Source organism: Thalassobaculum fulvum, from assembly GCF_014652915.1.
Lineage (GTDB): Bacteria > Pseudomonadota > Alphaproteobacteria > Thalassobaculales > Thalassobaculaceae > Thalassobaculum_A > Thalassobaculum_A fulvum.
Genome location: NZ_BMZS01000012.1, coordinates 1 through 18636, shown reverse-complemented (window position 1 = coordinate 18636; position 18636 = coordinate 1). Strand labels below are relative to the sequence as shown.

The window sequence follows — 18636 nt, the reverse complement described above, 5'->3', positions numbered from 1 at the left end:
ACGCTCAGCCCGCCCCGTACACCGCGTCGCGGATCGCCTCGCGGATCGGGCCGTTCATGCCGGCCACCGCAGTGTTGGTGAAGGTCACCACGGTCAGCCCGGCCGCCGGGTCGACGAACCAGTTGTGCCCGTACACCCCGCCCCAGCGCCAGGTCCCGGCCGCCTGCGGCGTGGCGCCGGCGACCGGATCGACCAGCACCGCGACCCCGAGGCCGAAGCCCCAGCCGGCGCCGATCCCCTGCTCGGCCTTGGTGCCGACCTGGTTGGCGGTCAGCGCCGCGACCGTCTCCGGGCGCAGCAGCGGGGCGCCGCCGGTCCGCAGGGTCTCCAGCAGGGCGACGAACTCCGGCGCGGTGCCGACCATGCCGGCGCCGCCCGACGGATAGGCCGCGGCGTCCCCGGCCCGCGACGGCGCGAACCGGATCGCCCCGCCCTCGCCGAACGGCAGGTCGTGCGGATCGGTCATCCGCACCGGGCCGGCCGGCGAGTCGGCATAGGCGGTCGCCAGCGCCTCCGGGTCGGCGGCGACGAACATGGTGTGGCCGAGCCCGAGCGGACCGGTCACCTGGTCGCGCACCACCTCGGCCAGCGGCCGGCCGGCCGCGGCCTGCAGCACCGCGCCCAGGACGTCGGTCGCCAGCGAGTACAGCCAGGCCGAGCCGGGCGCGAAGGTCAGCGGCGCGGCGGCGAGCCGGCGCAGGTTCTCGGCCAGGCCGAAGCCCGGCCGGTCGATGCCGTCGGAGATCCCGGCCTTCGGGTACGGCCCGTCCGGGCCCTGGGCGAAGCCGTAGGCGAGGCCCGAGGTGTGGGTCAGCAGGTGCCGCAGGGTGATCGCCGCCTCGGCCCCGTCGAACCGCGGACGGAAGTCCGGCAGCCAGCGGGTGATCGGGGCGTCGAGCTCCAGGATCCCGCGGTCGACCAGGGCGAGGGCCGCGACCGTCACGTAGGGCTTGGTCACCGAGGCCAGCCGGAACGGCGTGTCGACCGCCATCGCCCGGCCGCTCTCGCGGTCGGCGTGCCCGGCGGCCCGCCGGTAGACCAGCCTGCCGTCGCGCACCACGTGCACGACCGCCCCGACGATCGAGCTGCCGACGTAGCCGTCGAGCACGGCGTCGACCCGGCCGGCCAAGGCGGCATCGGGCTGCTCGGGAAGCGTCGGCACGGCGGTCGGGTCCTGCATCGGAGGCTCCTGGGTGACGGTGGCCGGCGAATTGACCGGGCTGCGACCGCCGCCGTCAACCGCTTCGTTCCGGCGCGCGCGATCCCAGGCATACCCACGAGGGTTGTTGGACTTCGCCTGCGATTGACTGAATAATTGCAGCGGGTCCGTTGCACAGCGGTGACGAAGGTCGACGGGATGCCTGTGATTGCCAGCCCCAGCGCCGATCTTCGCCCCCTCCTCTCGCTCCGCGCCGTCATGTCGGCGCTGCACCGCGACTACCTGGGAATTCCAGTGACAGTGCACTCGATTGACGCGCCTGGGCTGTTGGCGTGCTGCACAGCTGTTAGATAAGTGCACTGTCACCATATTCTCCAGCAACGGCAAAGGAACGCCACACGGCGATGCTGTCTTTCCGGATCGTCGGGACAACAGGTGTTCCGGCACCCCGACCCTCTCGGCTAGTCTGACGAAAACACCGCCCGGAGGAGACCAGCGTGACCGCCACCACCGTCCACATCGGCTGCGGGGCCGGGTTTGCCGGCGACCGATGGGACGCCGCCGTTCCCGTGGTCGCCAGCCTGGCCCGCCGCTCCGGTCCGCGCTACCTGATGTACGAGACCCTGGCCGAACGCACCCTGGCACTCGCCCAGCAGGCCAGGATCGAGAACCCGGCGGCCGGCTACTCGCCCTACCTGGAGCGCATCCTGCGGCCGGTGCTGAAGAGCGTGAAGGCGAACGGCATCCGCGTAGTCTCCAACTTCGGCGCCGCCAACCCGCTGGGCGGGGCCCGGAAGATCCTGGAGATGGCGCGCGAGGACGGTATCGCCGGCCTGAAGGTCGCCGTGGTCGAGGGCGACGACCTGACCGCGGTGATGACCGAGGGCGACATCCGCGGCCACGACCCGGTCGAGGGCATCGCCATGCCGGACGGCAGGCTGGTCGCCGCCAACGTCTACCTGGGGGCGCGGCCGATCGCCGACGCCCTGGCGCTCGGCGCCGACGTGGTGGTGGTCGGGCGCTGCGCCGACCCGGCGCTGGCACTCGGCCCCCTGCTGCACGAGTTCGGCTGGTCGCTCGACGACCTCGACCGGGTTGCCGCCGGCACCATGGCCGGCCACCTGCTGGAATGCGGCGCCCAGGTCACCGGCGGCTACTTCGCCGACCCCGGCTACAAGGACGTGCCGGATTTCGGCCATGTCGGCTTCCCGATCGCCGAGATCTCGGCCGACGGCACCGTGGTGATCGGCAAGGCCGACGACACCGGCGGCCTGGTCAGCCACCGCACGGTGAAGGAGCAGCTACTGTACGAGATGCACGACCCGTCGGCCTACCTGACGCCGGACGTGACCCTCGACATCTCCGGCGTACGGGTCGAGGAGATCGGCCCCGACCGGGTGCGGATCACCGGCGCCCGCGGCAAGCCGAAACCGCCGACCCTGAAGGCGACGGTCAGCTTCGAGGGCGGCTGGCTCGGCGAGGGCGAGATCACCTATGCCGGGCCGAACGCGAGGGCCCGCGCCGAGCTGGCGATCGAGGTGCTGCGCACCCGGGTCCGCGACCTCGGCACCAACTGGCCGCTGCGCTTCGACCTGATCGGCACGGTCGCCACCTTCGACGGCGACGGCGGCGACCTCAGGGCCTCGCGGTCCTGGCCGGACGACGGCGAGTACCGGGTCCGCATGGCGACCCACGGCGGCGAAAGGCACATGGCCCAGTGGATCGCCGACGAGGTGCTGTCGCTGTACTGCTCGGGCCCGGCCGGCGGCGCCGGCGTGCGCCACCGCATCGCCCCGCAGATCACCACCGCGTCGATCCTGGTCGACCGCGAGCGGGTGACCGCCAACGCCCGGCTGGTGGAGGAGAACTGAAGATGGCCGAGAACGACCGCGCCGATTCGAATCGCATCGTCCGGGTGCCGCTGCACGAGGTCGCCCACGGCCGCACCGGCGACAAGGGCAACCGGGTCAACATCAGCGTCATCCCCTACCACGACGAGGCCTGGCCGCTGCTGCTGGAGCAGGTCACGCCGGAACGGGTCAAGGCCTGGTTCGCGGCCAAGGGTGCCGGCACGGTCACGCGCTACGAGCTGCCGAGCATGCCGGCGATGAACTTCGTGATCGACGACGTGCTGCAGGGCGGGGTCAACGGCGCCCTGAACCTGGACGGCCACGGCAAGTCGCTGGCGTTCCACCTGCTGACAATGCCGGTCGAGGTCCCGGCCCGGCTGGCGCTGCACCCGGAGAAGGCGACTGGCTGACGCCCGCCGGCAGCCCCCGCCAGGCGAGCCCCGTCAGGCGGTCTCCGTCCGCGCCCTGGGCTGCGGCGTCAGCCGCCGCCGCACCTCGCGCTCGTTCTCGCTGAGCCGGTCGACCTCGGCCGTGGTGAGCGACTGCGAGCAGGCCGCCAGTTCCTCGCTCCATGTCGGTACCGCCGCCTCGATCGCGGCATGGGCCGCGCGCTTCTGGTTGGCGTCGGCGAGGGCTTCCTCGAACCGCTTCTCGATGTCCTTGCCGCGCATTTCCACGTATGCGCCGTGGTCCGGCAGCATCTGGACCAGCGCCGGTATGACGGCGTCGACGTAGTTCTGGTCGGCATCCACGCGCGCGGCGGACCGGATGCCGAGAAGGCTCCAGCCATGCGGCGCGCCGAAGCGGTAGGTGCCGAGCTGGCAGACGTCGAAGACGTACTGCGCCGGATAGTTCGCGGAGAGATCGTCGATCATCCGCAGCGCCCGGGCCGGGTTGCGATAGGTCTCGCGGAGCGCCCGGAACGTCAGTTCGACCTTGGCCTTGTGGCGCTGGAAGAACGCGTGATCGACCCGCAGCTCGTTGAGATGACGGTCGGCCAGGCGGCTCTCGTCGCGCGCCTTCGCGAGCGCCTTGTAGGCTACGTTCAGGAGCTTCACGTAGGCACGGAAGGTCTCGAGCCGACCCGAGGCCTTCTTGGCGTCCTGGTGGAGATTGGCGAGTGTGACCGGAAGGTGGTCCGTCATGCGGCGATCGGTCGTCCGGGATCATCAGGAGGCGGGATCATAGCAAAACCGGACGCCGGGAAGACTGGAAAAGGCGCCGTCTTCCGTGCCACCCTCCACGCCTCCTCGCCCCACTCCGAACAGGCCCATGCTGCGCTTTGAAGACGACCGACTGCTGACCGGACGCGGCCGCTACGTCGACGACCGCCAACCCGACTCCGCCCTGACCATGGTGGTGCTGCGGTCGCCGGTCGCCCATGCGGAGATCACCGGACTCGACGTCGAGTCGGCCCGCTCGATGGCCGGCGTCCGGCTGGTGCTGACCGCCGCCGACCTGGACCGGCTCGGCGTGACGCCGATGACCGTGCGCTCGGCCATGGCCAACAGCGACGGCTCGCCGATGATCGAGCCGGAGCGCCCGGTGCTGGCCCGCGATTCGGTCAAGTATGTCGGCCAGCCGGTGGTCGCGGTGATCGCCGAGAGCGAGGCCGAGGCGCTCGACGCCGTCGAGACCGTCGAGGTGGAGTTCGACGACCGCCCGGTGGTGCTCGACGTCGAGGCCGCAACCGCCGACGGCGCGCCGGCGATCTGGGACGAGGCGCCCGGAAACGTCGGCATCGACTGGGAGAAGGGCAACCCGGACGAGACCCGCCGGCTGTTCGCCGAGGCCGCGCACGTCATCGAGCTGACGGTCCGTCACCCGCGCATCGCCATCGCGCCGATCGAGACCCGCGGCTGCATCGGCGGCTTCGACCCCGACAGCGGCCGCTACACCCTGTGGACCGGCAGCCAGGGCGTGGTCTCGCTGCGGGCCGCCATGGCCGACTACCTGGGCGTCGAGCAGGACCGGGTGCGGGTCGTCACCGAGGATGTCGGCGGCAGCTTCGCGGTGAAGATCTGGCCGTACCCGGAGCAGGTCCTGGTACTGGTCGCCGCCCGGGAGACCGGCCGGCCGGTGAAGTGGATCTCGTCCCGTACCGAGGGCCTGGCGTCCGACGCCATGGGCCGCGGCCGGATCGACCGCGCCGCCCTGGCGCTCGACAAGGACCTGAAGTTCACCGGCTTCCGGATCGACGCCCTGGCCGATGTCGGCGCCTACTGGAACGCGGTGAACGCGACCATCGTGACCGGCGGCGCCTGCCGGGTGTTCGGCCACTGCTACAGGATCCCCGGCCTGCACTACCGGGTGCGCGGGGTGTTCACCAACGCGGTGCCGACCGACGCCTATCGCGGCGCCGGCAAGCCCGAGACGGTGTCGACGCTGGAGCGGCTGATCGACGTCGCCGCCGATCGGCTCGGCGTCGACCGGGCCGAGCTGCGCCGGCGCAACCTGGTGCGGCCGGCCGACCTGCCCTACGCCACCGCGATGGGCGAGACCTACGACGGTGGCGACTTCCCGGCGCTGTTCGACAAGCTGCTGGACAATGCCGACTGGGCCGGCTTCGCGCGCCGCAGGGCCGAGAGCGAAGCCAGGGGCCTGCGCCGCGGCCTCGGGCTCGGGCTGCACCTGCACGCCACCGGCGGCTCGACCGCCGAGCGCAGCGAGGTCCGCGCCCTGCCCGACGGCACCGTGCTGGTGCGCACCGGCACCCAGGATTCGGGGCAAGGCCACCGCACCGCGCTCGCCATCGTCGCCGCCGAGACCCTGGAGATCCCGGTCGAGCGCATCCGGGTCGAGCAGGGCGACAGCGACTTCCTGACCAAGGGCGGCGGCACCGGCGGCTCCAACCTGCTGTCGATCGCCGGCAACACCGTGCACCGCACCGCCCTACAGATGATCGACCAGGCCAGGCACGTCGCCTCGCACCTGCTGGAAGCCGCCGTGCAGGACGTCGAGTACGGCTTCGGCGAGTTCCGCATCGCCGGCACCGACCGGACCATCGCGCTGGGCGAGGTGGCGGCCGGCTGGGACCGGATTCCGGCCGAGCAGCGCGACGGCGAGCTGGGCGCCGGCTGCATGGCTCAGCTCGACTTCGAGGGGCTGCACACCACCTTCCCGAACGGCGGCTACGTGGTCGAGGTCGAGGTCGATCCCGACACCGGCAAGGTCCGGGTCGAACGCTGGACCGGGGTCGACGACCTCGGCCGGGTGATCAACGAACCGACCGCGCGCGGCCAGCTGCACGGCGGCATCGCCCAGGAGATCGGCGAGGTCCTGCTGGAGCGGATCCACTACGACCCAGAGACCGGCCAGCTGCTGACCGGCTCGCTGATGGACTACTGCCTGCCGCGGGCCGACGACATGCCGTTCTTCGACCTCGCCTGGGCGCCGACCGCCAGCCCGAACGCGCTGATCGGCGCCAAGGGCGTCGGCGAGGTGTCGTCGATCGGCGGGCCCGGGCCGGTGCTGAACGCCGTACTGCACGCGCTGCGCCCGCTCGGCGTCGAACACCTGGACACGCCGCTGACGCCGGAGCGCGTGTGGCGGGCGATCGACGTGGCGCGGGGGTGAGCCGAGGCGGAGACGCCCGTCGCTTGGTGGGTCCCGGATCCGTTCCGCCTGCGGCGGTCCGGTCCGGGATGACGTCAGGAAGGAAGGGCCGACACTGACTCAAATCCGACCAATGACACCTCCCCCCAGTTGACGTCATCCCGGACAGGCGCACGCCCGTGCGGCTGATCCGGGACCCACAAAGCGACGGGCACCAGTTCGCCCTGACGGGAGACGACGCCATGACCCTCACCGACTCCCAGATCGCCCGTCTGCGGGCCGACACCCCGTCCTGCGCCGAGCGCATCCACTTCAACAACGCCGGCGCCTCGCCGATGCCGGCGCCGGTGTACGAGGCCGTGGCCGGCCACCTCGCGCTCGAATGCGAGGTCGGCGGCTACGAGGCCGAGGCGCGGGCGCGACCGGCGCTCGAGCGGATGTACACGGCGCTGGCCGAGCTGCTGCGCGTCGCCCCGCACGAGATCGCCTATGTCGAGAACGCCACGCGGGCGTGGGACATGGCGTTCTACTCGCTGCCGCTGCGCGAGGGCGACCGGATCGTCACCCACGCCTCGGAATACGCCTCGAACTACCTCGCCTTCCTGCAGACCGCGAAGCGCCGCGGCGTGGCGATCGACGTGGCGCCGTCGGACGCCAGCGGCCAGGTCGACGTCGACGCGATGGCGCGCCTGGTCGGGCCGCGCACCCGGCTGGTCGCCGTCACCCACGTCCCGACCCAGGGCGGGCTGGTCAATCCGGCGGCCGAGATCGGACGAGTAGCGCGCGAGCACGGGCTGATCTACCTGCTCGACGCCTGCCAGTCGGCCGGCCAGATCGACCTCGACGTGGGCGCCATCGGCTGTCACATCCTGTCCGGCACCGGCCGCAAGTTCCTGCGCGGCCCACGCGGCACCGGGTTCCTGTACGTCTCGGACGAGATCGTCGAGCGGCTGGAGCCGCCGTTCGTCGACCTGCACGCCGCCACCTGGACCGGCGACGACCGCTACGAGCTCGCGCCCGGCGCCCGCCGCTTCGAGAACTGGGAGAGCTTTGTCGCCGGCCGGGTCGGGCTGGCGGCAGCGGTCGACTATGCGCTCGCCCTCGGCCTCCCGGCGATCGAGGCACGGATCGCCGGACTGGCCCAGGACCTTCGCGACCGCCTCGCCGGGATCGCCGGGGTCACCGTCCACGACCAGGGCGTCCGGCGCTGCGGGATCGTCACCTTCACCCGGGACGGCGAGCCGCCGGAGCAACTGGCCCGCCGGATGGCCGGCCACGACGTGTCGATCTCGGTGTCGAGCGCGCCGTACGCCCGCCTCGACCTCGGGGCACGCGGCCTGCCGTCGCTGGCCCGCGCCTCGCTGCACTGCTTCAACACCCTGGCCGAGATCGAGCGGTTCTGCGAGCTGGTGGCAGGGTGACGCATGGGTCCCGGATACGGCCCGCCTGCGGCGATCCATTCCGGGATGAGGATGATTGGAATGCCCTTTTCCCCCTCATCCCGGCCGAAGCGGCAACGCCGCGAAGAGCCGGGCCCCATGCCCGAAGCCGCTCCCCCGGCCCCTCCTCATCGCCCCCTCACCGCCCCTTGTAGACCGGCTTGCGCTTCTCGTTGAACGCGCGGATGCCCTCGTAGCGGTCCTCGGTGCCGACGGTGCGGTTGTAGGCCTCGATCTCGAAGTCGTAGCCGTTCTTCAGGTCCATCTGCTCGGCGGCGTTCAGCGACTTCTTGGCCTGGCGGACCGAGATCGGGGCGTTGCCGGCGATCGTGCGGGCGGTGGCCAGCGCCTCGTCCATCAGCGTGCCGTCGGCGCAGATCCGGTTGATCGCGCCCCAGGCCAGGGCCTCCTCGGCCGAGAACGGCCGGCCGGTCAGCACGATCTCCTTGGCCCGGCGCAGGCCGACGGCGCGCGGCAGGTTCTGGGTGCCGGCCGCCCCCGGCATGATGCCCAGCGTCACCTCGGTCAGCGCGAACCGGGCGGTCGGGGCGGCATAGGCGAAGTCGCACCCGAGCGTGATCTCGAGCCCGCCGGCGAAGGCGGCGCCGTTGACCGCGGCGATGATCGGCACCGGGCATTCGAGCTGCGCCTTGACCATCTGCTCGAACAGGGCGTGCTGGGCGCGCCACGCCTCGTCGGTCATGCCGTTGCGCTCCTTCAGGTCGCCGCCGGCACAGAACGCCTTGTCGCCGCGACCGGTCAGCACCACGCAGCGCACCGACCCGGCGTCGCGGTACAGCTCCATCCACAGGTCCCTGAGGTCGAAGCCCATCTGGGTGTTCAGGGCGTTGCGGACCTCCGGGCGGTCCAGGGTGACGACCAGGACGTGCTCGTCCACGGCCTCCAGGGTCAGGGTCTCGAACTCACGGACCTGCACGGTCACTCTCCTCCTCGACGATGAACCGGCCGCCGGCGCGCAGCGCGGCCTCGGCCTCTCGAACCATGCGACCGACCAGTTCGCCGGCCGGCGGCACGTCGCGGATCAGGTCGGTCGCCTCGCCGACCACCACCGGCGCCTCGGCGAGATCGCCGGCCTCGGCGGCCCGGGCGTAGTCGGCGCGGATCTCCTCGAGCGTCCCGTCCATCTCGGCCTCGCGGCCGTGCCAGCGCTCGGTGAAGGCATTGCGCAGGGTGCGCAGCCGGAACGGCGCCGGCCAGTCGAACCCGCGCGCCCGGTCGAACACGCTGGACTGCACGGTGCGGTCGCCGGACTCCTCGACCGCGCGCTGCTTGGCAGCGTCGCGGGCCAGTGCCTCGCCGGTCGCGTAGAACCGCGAGCCGACCAGCACGCCGGTCGCGCCCAGTGACAGCGCCGCCGCCAGCCCGCGGCCGTCGCCGACCCCGCCGGCCGCGACCACCGGCACCGCACCGACCGCGTCCGCCACCGCCGGCACCAGCGCGAAGGTGCCGCGGCTGGCGCCGTGCCCCCCGGCATCCGCCCCCTGGGCCACGATCACGTCGGCCCCGGCCTCGGCGGCCGCGCGCGCGGCCTGGACGGTCTGGACCTGGCAGATCGCCAGCGCGCCGCCGTCGTGGATCCGGCCGACATACGGTGCGGGATCGCCGAACGACAGCATCACCGCGGCCGGCCGATGCGCCAGCGCGGCGTCGAGCGCCGCCGGCATCCCGTCGAGCCGCCAGGTGATGAAGCCGATGCCGATCCGGGCGTTGCCGGCCGCCGCCCACTCGCGCTCGATCCAGTCGCCGTCGATGTAGCCGCCGCCGATCAGCCCGAGCCCGCCGGCCTGCGACACCGCCCCGGCGAGCGCGCCGCCGGCGACGCCGGCCATCGGCGCGCTCAGCACCGGGTGCTCGATCCCGAGCAGCTCGGTCAGGGCCGTGCGGATGGTCATGACCTTCCCAGCACCGCGTCGGTCGCCTCGCCCAGCACCGGCGGCCCCGAGCGCTGCGCCGGGCGCATGCCGTCGAACGACAGCGGCAGGCCGACCAGTTCCCAGCCGTCCGGCGTGGTCTCCAGGATGCCTAGCGCACGGGTCTGCGGATGGGCGACCACCTCGCTGACGCTCTGCAGCGGCGCCGACGGGACCCCGGCGGCGTCGAGCGCCGCCTGCCAGTGCGCCCTCGGTTGCGTCCGCGTCACCCCTTCGATCAGCCCGACCAGCACGTCCAAATTGGCGAACCGCTTCTCGTTGGTGGCGAACCGCTCGTCGCCCGGCCACTCCGGATGGCCGAGCACGCCGGCGACCTTGGCGAACAGCCGGTCGCTGGGGGCGGCGATGATCAGGTGGCCGTCGGCGCAGGCGAAGGCCTGGTAGACCGCCATGCCGGGCGAGCGGCTGCCCGGCCGGCGCGGGTCGCGCCCGGAAGCGAGGAAGTTGGAGACGTGGTAGGTCATCCAGCCGAGCGCGGTTTCGTACAGCGACACGTCGACCCGCCCGCCCTCGCCGGTGGCGTCGCGCCGCCGCAGTGCCGCCAGCACCCCGATCACCGCCCACATGCCGGTGCCCATGTCGATCAGCGAGGTGCCGACCCGCACCGGGTCGTCGCCCTCGTGGCCGGTCACGCTCATGATGCCGCCGAAGGCCTGCATCAGCGGATCGTAGCCGGGCCGGTCGGCGAGCGGGCCGGTGCGGCCGAACGCGCCGCTGTCGCAGTAGATCAGCCGCGGGTTGGCGGCGGTCATCGCCTCGGCCCCGATCCCCAGGCGCTCGGCCAGGCCCGGCCGCAGGTTCTGCACCACCACGTCGGCCCGCCCGATCAGGGTGGTGAGGCGGGCCATCTGCGCCGGGTCCTTGAAGTCGACGGCGACCGAGCGCTTGCCGGCGTTCAGGGCGGTGAAGATGCCGCCGAAGCCCGGACGCCGTTCCGGCGGCATCCAGGCCCGGGCGTCGTCGCCGCCGTCCGGCCGCTCGACCTTGACCACCTCGGCGCCGAGCGAGGCGAGCACCCAGCAGGCGTACGGCACGGCGACGCTGCCGCCGAGCTCCACCACCCGGATCCCGGCCAGGGGCAAGTCGGGCGGCGAATCGGGCGGCGCCTCGGCCGGAGATGCGGCGCCGGTCATTCCGCCACCACCTCGTTGACCAGGGTGCCGACTCCGCCGATCTCGATCTCGACCACGTCGCCCGGCTTCATCCAGACCGGCGGGGTGCGCCGCGAGCCGACGCCGCCCGGCGTGCCGGTGGCGATCACGTCGCCCGGCACCAGCTCGGTGAAGGTCGAGGCGTAGGCGATCAGCGCCGGGATCGGGAAGATCATGTCCGACACCGCGGCGTGCTGCATGACCTCGCCGTTCAGCCGGGCCTCGACGGTGACCGCCTGCAGGTCGGCGATCTCGTCCGGGCTCGACATCCAGGGCCCGAAGCCGCCGGTGCCGGGGAAGTTCTTGCCCGGCGTGAACTGGGTGGTGTGGCGCTGCCAGTCGCGCACGCTGCCGTCGTTGTAGGGTGCGTAGCCGGCGACGTGCTCGAGCGCCCGCTCGGCCGGAATATGGCGGCCGGCCTTGCCGATCACCACGGCCAGTTCGGCCTCCCAGTCGAACATGTCGGAGATCCTCGGCTTGACCATCGGCCGGCGGTGGCCGATCTGCGAGTTGGCGAACCGCACGAAGAAGGTCGGGTGCTTCTGCTCCGGATGGTTCCCTTCCTTGCGGTGGTCGTCGTAGTTCAGGCCGACGCACAGGATCTTGTCCGGGTCCGGCACCACCGGCAGGAACGCGACGGAATCGAGCGCCCGGTCGGCGGGCCGGCCGGCCAGGGCGCCGGCGACCTTGCCGAGCCCGCCGGCCGCCAGCGCGGCCTTCAGGGTCGGGAACTGCCCGGTCGCGTCGATCAGCCCGGCGCCGTCCGCCGTGACCAGCCCCCAGGCCGGGTTTCCGTCCACGAGATAGCTCGCGACCCGCATGGCGCATTCCTCCGCTTGGTAAGTCGGTTGTTGGAATTCTCGACCGGAGAGCCCGGTGGCGCTAGCCTCGCGTCAGGAGGCGCCGCCGTCAACGGCGCGACCGGTTCCGTGCTCGATTCTGGACAGCGCCGCTCTTGATCATAGGTCGCCAAAACATCAAACAATAACTACTGTTGGTATATTTCAACGACCGACCGCGGGCCGGTCCTCGGGATGGTACGAAAGCTTGAGCGACCACGATCATCGGGACGAACGACCGGCGCACAGGGTATGGCACCGCCCGCCGGTCGAGGAGCGCGCCGACCAGGTCCGGACCTGGAACGAGCAGCCGGTCGACGACCTGCGGAACCCGGCCCTGCGTGCCCTCGCCGAAGCCTGGGGCCGGGCGGCCGCCAGCGAGGGGATCCGGCCGCCGAGCCGGGCGGTCTTCAGCCCGACCGAGGTGGTCGAGACGCTCAGCCGGACCACTCTGCTCGAACGGGTCGAAGGCCCGGTCGAATCCGGGCATACCTGGCGATACCGGCTGGTCGGCACCGAGATCGTCGATCTGGTGCAGGCCGACGTCACCGGCCGGACCATCGAGCACTATCACCCGCCGTTGGCGGCGATGCTGCGGACCCAGTTCGACGCGACCGCCGCCGCCGGCGTGCCGAAGGCGTTCACCGTCCGCACCGTCGTCGACCATCGCCCCTATGCCTACGAGAAGATCGTCCTGCCGCTGCGCAGCGCGCCGGACGCCGAAACCGACCAGATCATGGTTGCCAGTTTCCCGATCGACGCCGACTGACGGCCGCCCGCGCCGCCGCGCCGCGGGCGCCGGGCAACGAAGTTGAAAAACCGACGCCCGACGGTCTCGACAAAGCGGAATCGGTCCGCTATAAGGCCGCCTCTCGCGCGGATTTCCGCCGTCTACGGCGCTTCCGCACCCGGATGGGCGCATAGCTCAGTTGGTAGAGCAGCTGACTCTTAATCAGCGGGTCCCAGGTTCGAGTCCTGGTGCGCCCACCATCCGGATCAAGGACTTAGCGGGACTCTCTCGATAACGCGTTCAGACCGGCCCGATGGGCAGGACCGCCCCGGTTGTGGGCGGCAGATCCGGTTCAGGCCGCTTCTCCCGCCCAGGCCCGCAGCGCGTCGGCGACCCGGCGCATCACCGGCATCCAGTCGTCGTCGCTCTCCTGGCGGAACACCCGGGTGTTCGGGTACCAGAGCGAATCCGAACGGGTCAGCCCCCACCGCCAGTCCGGCCGGGTCGGCACCATGACCCAGCAGGGCTTGGCCATCGCGCCGGCGAAGTGCACCGTGTTGTTGGGCGGGCAGACCACCAGATCGACCGCGGCGACCAGGGCCGCGAGCCCGTCCAGATCCATGATCGGCTCGACGCCGTGGGCGTGGTCGATGTCGCAGCCGAGCGCGGCGATGTCGTCCAGGTCCTGCTGCTTCAGGCCATATTGCAGCGACACCACGGCGACGCCCGGCGTGGCCGCGAAGTCGCCCCACAACTCGATCGGAACGGTCCGGCGGCCGCCGGTCTTCGGCGCCACCGACCGCCAGGTGATCCCGACCAGCCGCTTGCCGGGATGCCGCTCGAGCAACCCGGCCCTCAGCCGGGCGACGCGATCGGGGTCCGGCACGATCCAGGGCTCGGGCCGCTCCGTCCCGCCGCAGAACAACCGCAGCCTGTGCGGCAGGTCGCCGAGTGCCACGTGCATGTCGCAGCCGTGGTGGTCCTCCAGCTTGCCGCTCGGGTCGGCGACATCGGGAACCGCGACCCCGGGCAGGCTCCGCCGGACTATCGGGCGGATGCGCGGTTCGGTCAGCACCGTCAGCCGCGCCCCGCGGCGGATCAGATGCCGGATCAGGGTCATGAACTGGATCTCGTCGCCGATCCCCTGCTCTCCCCAGACCAGCAGGCGACGTCCGGCGAGGTCCTGGTCGATCCACTCCGGGATGTCGAAGTAGCGCATGAACGGCGCCGCCTCGGCGGACTCGACCCGGCGGCGATGCTCCTCCCATCCCGGCTCGAAGCGCTCGAGCACGAGCAGGGCGAGCGCGGTGTTCAGGTGGGCGAACGCGTGGTTGTCGCGGACGCGCGTGGCCAGCCAGCCGTACTTCGCCGCGGCCTCCGCGTCTCCGGAGCGGCCGAGTTCGACGCCGATATTGTACCAGGTGTCGGGATCGTCCGGCCGCATGCACGCCCCCCGCCGCAGCCAGGGCATGACCGCGCGCCGCGTCGGATCCTTCGTCGCCAGCAACGCCAGGCGGTTGTAGGCCGTGGCCTGGAGCGGATCGACCACGAGGCCGAACCGCGCCCACTTGGGAAGCTCGAGCAGGCCGGCGAACTCGCAGCACACCGGCATGTTCCGGGGGTCGATGGCCAGCCCCCGCCGGAAGCCGTCGACCGCCGCCTGGTCGCGGCCCTGCTTCTGCAGGCTGCGGGCGAGGTTGCTCCAGCCGGCGGCGTGCAGGCCGTAGGCCCCCACCGCCTTGCGGAACCAGCGCTCGGCCGTCGCCCAATCGGCGCGGTTGAACGCCAACAGCCCGCGGTTGTTGAGGACGTTCGCGTTGCCCGGATCCAGCACCAGGCTGCGCTCGTAGCACCATGCGGCGGCGTCGCTTTGCCCCAGGTCCCGGACCGCGTTCCCGAGATTGAACATGCCGGCGAAGGAGCGCGGATCGATGACGAGCACGCGCCGGAACCGCTCGGCTGCGCCGGCCTTGTCGCCGTCCCGCGACCGGTCGTTTCCGAACTCGATGAGCCCGTCCACGTCCAGCGGCGACAGCGCCAGGCGCCGCCGCAGGGTACGCGCCAGTTCCGTCCCGGTCGTCACCTGCGACAGCCCGGCGACACCGTCGGGACGCTCCGGCGCCAGCAGGGCAGCCCGGCGGAAGCAGGCCGCGGCCTTGTCGAACAGCGCCAGGTGCTTCAACACCCGCCCCAGGTTTCCCCAGGCGGTGGTGTTGCGGGGATTGACCCGCACCGCCTCCCCGATCAGCCGGGCGGCGTCGAGGGCCATGCCCTGCTCGAAGCGGAGGGTGCCGAGAAGATTGAGGGCGTCGCCGTGGTAGCGGTCGCCCTTGGGCACCCGGCGGTACAGCTTGGCCGCCTGCATGCGGAAGCCGGCCCGCTGATAGCGGATGCCCTCGTTCAGAATCTCCAGAGACTGCGCGCTCACCGAAAACCGCTTCCCATCCGGACGAGATCGCGTGCGACCTCGTCGACCACCGGTCGCCAGTCGCCGTCCCGGCGCTGGCGGTACAGACGGGCGGTGTCATACCATCGGCTGGCGGCGCCGTCGTGTCCCCAGCGCCAGTCGGGATCCACCGGCAGCAGGATGTGGCTCCGAACCCCCAGCGCGCCCGCGAAATGCACGGTGTTGTTGGTCGGCGACACCACGGAATCCATCGCCGCGACCAGGGCGGCGAGCCCGTCGAGGTCCCGCAGCGGCTCGACCCCGTGATCGGCGTCCACCCGGTCTCCGAACGTGGCCAGATCGGCAGCGGTGGCGGCGTACTGCAGGGAAACCAGGGCAATGCCCTCGATGTCCGCGATCGGTTGCCACATGGCCGGCGGAACCGTACGGCGCCAGCCGTCCTCGGCCCGGCTGGTCCAGGTGATGCCGACCAGGCGCTTGCCCGGGTGGCGTCGCGTCAGGCGGTCACGAAGCCGCCGCGTTCGCGACGGATCCGGCTGCAGATAGGGACGCGGCGCGGCGGTGCCGCCGGTGAACAGTCCGAGGGCTGCCGGCAGATCGCCCACGCACACCCAGGCGTCGGCCGGCGGCAACGGCGGCAGGCTCCCGTCGGCGTCCGGCGCGACCACGTCCACGCCTGGGAAACTGCGCCGCAGGATCGGCTCGAGCCGTGGGTTGACCAGCAGGGTGATCGCCCCGGCGCGGGCCCGCAGTTCATGCAGCAGTGTGAGGAACATGACCGTGTCGCCGATGCCCTGCTCGGTCAGGACGCGCAGACGGCCGGGAAGCGGTCGGCCGTCCCATTCCGGCAGTTCCGGCCAGACCGCGGCGGGATCGGCGCCGAGCGATCGGTGGCGTGCACGATACATCCGCCAGCCCGGTTCGAACTCGCCGGCCCGCAGGCGAAGGACCGCCGCGTTCATGACGGCCGTCCGGTCCGGCGCCCCGGTCATGCCGGCCCGCTCGCACGACTGCAGGGCATCGGCGGTCTCGTCGAACCGCTTCTGGAAAACGCCCAGATTGATCCACGAGGACCAGTCCGACGGATCGATCAACAGCCCGCGCCGGCACGCCGATCGGCCCTCGCGGCATCGCCCGAGCCGCAACAGGACCTGCGCCTCACGGGTTCGCGGCGGGATCGCCAGCGGTTCGGCCACCCGCGCCCGCCGCGACCACGCCAGGGCGTCCAGCGGATGTTCTGCGATCCGCGTTCCCGCCCAGGCGTAGAGCGCCCGCGCGTCGCCCGGACGCGATGCCAACGCCTGGCGGATCCGAGCCGGGGTCGGAGCGGCATTCATGGCGTGACGGCAACCTCCTCGCAAGACCGCCCGCCGGCCGTGAAGCCCCCGCCGGGGCCGGACCGCGACGACGGGCGCCCCGGCGACCGTTCGGTGTCGGGAACGCCCACTCTTCGCCGTCCGCCGCCCGGTTTGCAATGCGCAAGTGCGGGTGGCGGACCGGCCGCCGGTCTATCCGAAGGTGAACCAGCCGGACTGCAGCTGGGACACGGTGACGCCGTTGAGGGTCAGGGTGTTGCCGCTGCCGAGTGCGATCTGCACCCCGTCGTCGGTGTCGGTCGCCGCCGCCAGCAGTTCGGCATAGGTGTCGATCCCGCTGCCGTTGATGTCCGACGCGATCTGGATGCGGTCGCCCGACGCCCCGTCGAAGTCGGTCACCACGTCGGCCCCGCCGCTGCTCGCGACCGCCACCGTGTCGGCCCCCGACCCGGTGGTGATGGTGTCGTCGCCGAGGTTGCCGTGCAGCCAGTCGTCCCCGAGGTTGCCCTGCAGCAGGTCGTTGCCCTGGCCGCCGAACAGCACGTCGTTGCCCTGGCCGCCGTACAGGGTGTCGGCCCCCAGGTTGCCGTACAGCACGTCGTCCGCCAGGTTGCCGTAGGCAACGTCGGCGTCCTGGCCGCCATACGCCACGTCGGCGTCCTGGCCGCCGTACAGCGTGTCGTTGGCCTGGTTGCCGTACAGCACGTCGGCGTCCTGGTTGCCGTACACCACGTCGGTGTCGGTGCCGCCCCACAGCGAGTCGTTGCCGGTGCCGCCGACCACCGTGTCGTTGCCGCCTTCGCCGAACAGCCTGTCGTTGCCCGACGCCGAGCCGATGGTGTCGTTGCCGTCGCCGCCGTACAGCGTGTCGTCGCCCTCGCCCAGCGAGATGAACTGGTCGCTGCCGTCGCCGGTCGCATAGTTGTTGCCCGAACCGCCGGTCACCGTCGCGTTGCCGATGATCGACGCGAACTCGATGTTCTCGAGCTGCAGGACCTTGCCGGTGACCCCCCGCATGTCGATGACGAACGCCTCCGACTGGCTGCCGCCGGTCGACCCGGTGATGATGATCGGGTCGTCGGTCGTCACGCCGGTGCCGACCGTCGGGACGATCGTGCGGATGTCCAGCTGGGTCGTCGCCGCCAGCGAGTTCAGGAAGGTCTGGGCGTTGCCCACCACCACGGTGGCGCCGGTCGGGCTCTGGTTGTTGATGGCGTTGATCAGGGTGGTGACCGCGGTGTCGCCGGACTGCGCCGTCGCCGGCCCCGACGAGGAGATCGTCACCGATGCCGGCACCGAGGCGGTCACCAGGTTGCCGTTGTTGCCGGTGTTCTGCACGATCGCCGTCGTGCTCGGGGCCGTCGAGGTGTTGGTGGTCGTGGTCGACGTGGTGCCGCCGCCGCTGCCGCCACCGCCGCCGCCATCGCTCGTCGGCTCTTCGTTGACCACCATGTTCAGGGCGGTCGAGGCCGCCGACTCGTTGCCGGCAACGTCGGTCTCGCTGACCGTGATCGCGTAGCTGCCGGCACTCAGGGTGGCGGTGTACGACCACGACCCGCCGGCCGCCGTCACCGTCTGCAGCGTGGTCCCGCCGACCAGGATGTTCACCCGGCTGCCGGTGGTCGCCGAACCGGTCAGCTGCTGGGTCGTCGAGGTGGTGATGTTGTCGGTGGTCGATGCCCCGTTGTCGCTGGCCGCCAGCAGGTCCGGCACGTCCAGCGTCGCCGGCGCGGCGGTGTCCACCACCACGTTCAGCGCCGCGCTGGCCGGGCCGTCGTTGCCGGCAACGTCCTCGCCGACCGCGGTGATGGCGTGGGTGCCGGCCGACAGCGTCGAGGTGAAGGCGTAGGTCCAGGCGCCCGCGGCGCTGGCGGTCACCGAGCCGACCGTCACCCCGCCGACCAGCACGTGCACCAGCGCGTTCGCGACCGCCCCGGTGCCGGACACCGACGGCAGCGTCGAGTTGGTGATGTTGTCGGTGCTCGACGTCCCGGTGTCGCTCGACGCCAGCAGGTCCGGCGCGCCGATCGTCGACGGTGCGGCGGTGTCGACGACCAGCCCGAGCGCCGACGAGGCCGGCCCGGCATTGCCCGCCGTGTCGGTCGCCTGCACGGTGATCGCGTAGCTGCCGGCACTCAGGGTCGCGGTGTACGACCACGATCCGCCGGCCGCCGTCACCGTCTGCAGCGTGGTCCCGCCGACCAGGATGCTCACCGTGTCGCCGGTGCCCGCCGAGCC

At 72.0% G+C, this 18636-nt stretch carries 14 protein-coding genes and 1 tRNA gene; 6 read left to right on the top strand and 9 right to left on the bottom strand.

Annotated elements, in window-relative coordinates:
* Positions 1-4: 4 nt before the first annotated feature.
* Positions 5-1180, bottom strand: coding sequence for a serine hydrolase domain-containing protein (locus IE246_RS22980; RefSeq protein WP_189994101.1), 1176 nt, complete (start codon positions 1178-1180; stop codon positions 5-7).
* A gap of 476 nt (positions 1181-1656) precedes the next feature.
* Between IE246_RS22980 and IE246_RS22975 the strand changes: the two genes are divergently transcribed.
* Positions 1657-3030, top strand: a complete 1374-nt coding sequence (locus tag IE246_RS22975) for an acyclic terpene utilization AtuA family protein (RefSeq protein ID WP_189994099.1) — start codon at positions 1657-1659, stop codon at positions 3028-3030.
* A 2-nt stretch (positions 3031-3032) separates the two neighbouring features.
* Entirely contained in the window at positions 3033-3419 is a 387-nt protein-coding gene (locus tag IE246_RS22970; RefSeq protein WP_189994097.1) for an AtuA-related protein, read from the top strand.
* Between the two features lie 33 nt (positions 3420-3452).
* Here the strand turns inward: IE246_RS22970 and IE246_RS22965 are convergent, their stop codons facing one another.
* Positions 3453-4154: a hypothetical protein gene (locus IE246_RS22965; protein ID WP_189994095.1), complete on the bottom strand. Its 702-nt coding sequence runs from the start codon at positions 4152-4154 to the stop codon at positions 3453-3455.
* 127 nt (positions 4155-4281) lie between these two features.
* On the opposite strand from IE246_RS22965, the gene IE246_RS22960 reads away from it, so the two are divergent.
* Entirely contained in the window at positions 4282-6585 is a 2304-nt protein-coding gene (locus tag IE246_RS22960; RefSeq protein ID WP_189994093.1) for a xanthine dehydrogenase family protein molybdopterin-binding subunit, read from the top strand.
* A gap of 221 nt (positions 6586-6806) precedes the next feature.
* Entirely contained in the window at positions 6807-7985 is a 1179-nt protein-coding gene (locus tag IE246_RS22955; RefSeq protein ID WP_189994092.1) for an aminotransferase class V-fold PLP-dependent enzyme, read from the top strand.
* A gap of 157 nt (positions 7986-8142) precedes the next feature.
* Here the strand turns inward: IE246_RS22955 and IE246_RS22950 are convergent, their stop codons facing one another.
* From IE246_RS22950 to IE246_RS22935, 4 genes are read right to left on the bottom strand one after another with little or no spacing between them, the layout of a single operon-like run.
* Positions 8143-8940 (bottom strand): enoyl-CoA hydratase/isomerase family protein, encoded by a 798-nt coding sequence (locus IE246_RS22950; protein WP_189994090.1) that lies wholly within the window; start codon positions 8938-8940, stop codon positions 8143-8145.
* Positions 8927-9916, bottom strand: coding sequence for an NAD(P)H-dependent flavin oxidoreductase (locus IE246_RS22945; protein WP_189994088.1), 990 nt, complete (start codon positions 9914-9916; stop codon positions 8927-8929). The genes IE246_RS22950 and IE246_RS22945 overlap by 14 nt, the downstream gene beginning before the upstream one ends.
* Complete coding sequence (locus tag IE246_RS22940) at positions 9913-11088, bottom strand: CaiB/BaiF CoA transferase family protein (RefSeq protein ID WP_189994086.1); 1176 nt, start codon at positions 11086-11088, stop codon at positions 9913-9915. Before IE246_RS22940 ends, IE246_RS22945 begins: the two co-directional genes overlap by 4 nt.
* On the bottom strand, positions 11085-11927 hold the full coding sequence (locus IE246_RS22935) for a fumarylacetoacetate hydrolase family protein (RefSeq protein ID WP_189994084.1): 843 nt from the start codon (positions 11925-11927) through the stop codon (positions 11085-11087). The genes IE246_RS22940 and IE246_RS22935 overlap by 4 nt, the downstream gene beginning before the upstream one ends.
* Before the next feature lie 226 nt (positions 11928-12153).
* Between IE246_RS22935 and IE246_RS22930 the strand changes: the two genes are divergently transcribed.
* Both IE246_RS22930 and IE246_RS22925 read left to right on the top strand, forming a co-directional pair.
* Positions 12154-12714: a PAS domain-containing protein gene (locus IE246_RS22930; RefSeq protein WP_189994082.1), complete on the top strand. Its 561-nt coding sequence runs from the start codon at positions 12154-12156 to the stop codon at positions 12712-12714.
* Positions 12715-12859: 145 nt separating this feature from the next.
* Positions 12860-12935: transfer RNA gene (locus IE246_RS22925), tRNA-Lys, on the top strand.
* A 92-nt stretch (positions 12936-13027) separates the two neighbouring features.
* Here IE246_RS22925 and IE246_RS22920 read toward each other — a convergent pair.
* The 3 genes from IE246_RS22920 to IE246_RS22910 form a co-directional block, all read right to left on the bottom strand.
* Entirely contained in the window at positions 13028-15103 is a 2076-nt protein-coding gene (locus IE246_RS22920; protein WP_189994081.1) for a tetratricopeptide repeat protein, read from the bottom strand.
* Positions 15100-16419: a tetratricopeptide repeat-containing glycosyltransferase family protein gene (locus IE246_RS22915; protein ID WP_229837454.1), complete on the bottom strand. Its 1320-nt coding sequence runs from the start codon at positions 16417-16419 to the stop codon at positions 15100-15102. Before IE246_RS22915 ends, IE246_RS22920 begins: the two co-directional genes overlap by 4 nt.
* Positions 16420-16590: 171 nt before the next feature.
* Positions 16591-18636 (bottom strand): Ig-like domain-containing protein (locus tag IE246_RS22910; RefSeq protein WP_189994079.1); only part of this gene is annotated, 2046 nt, incomplete at its 5' end.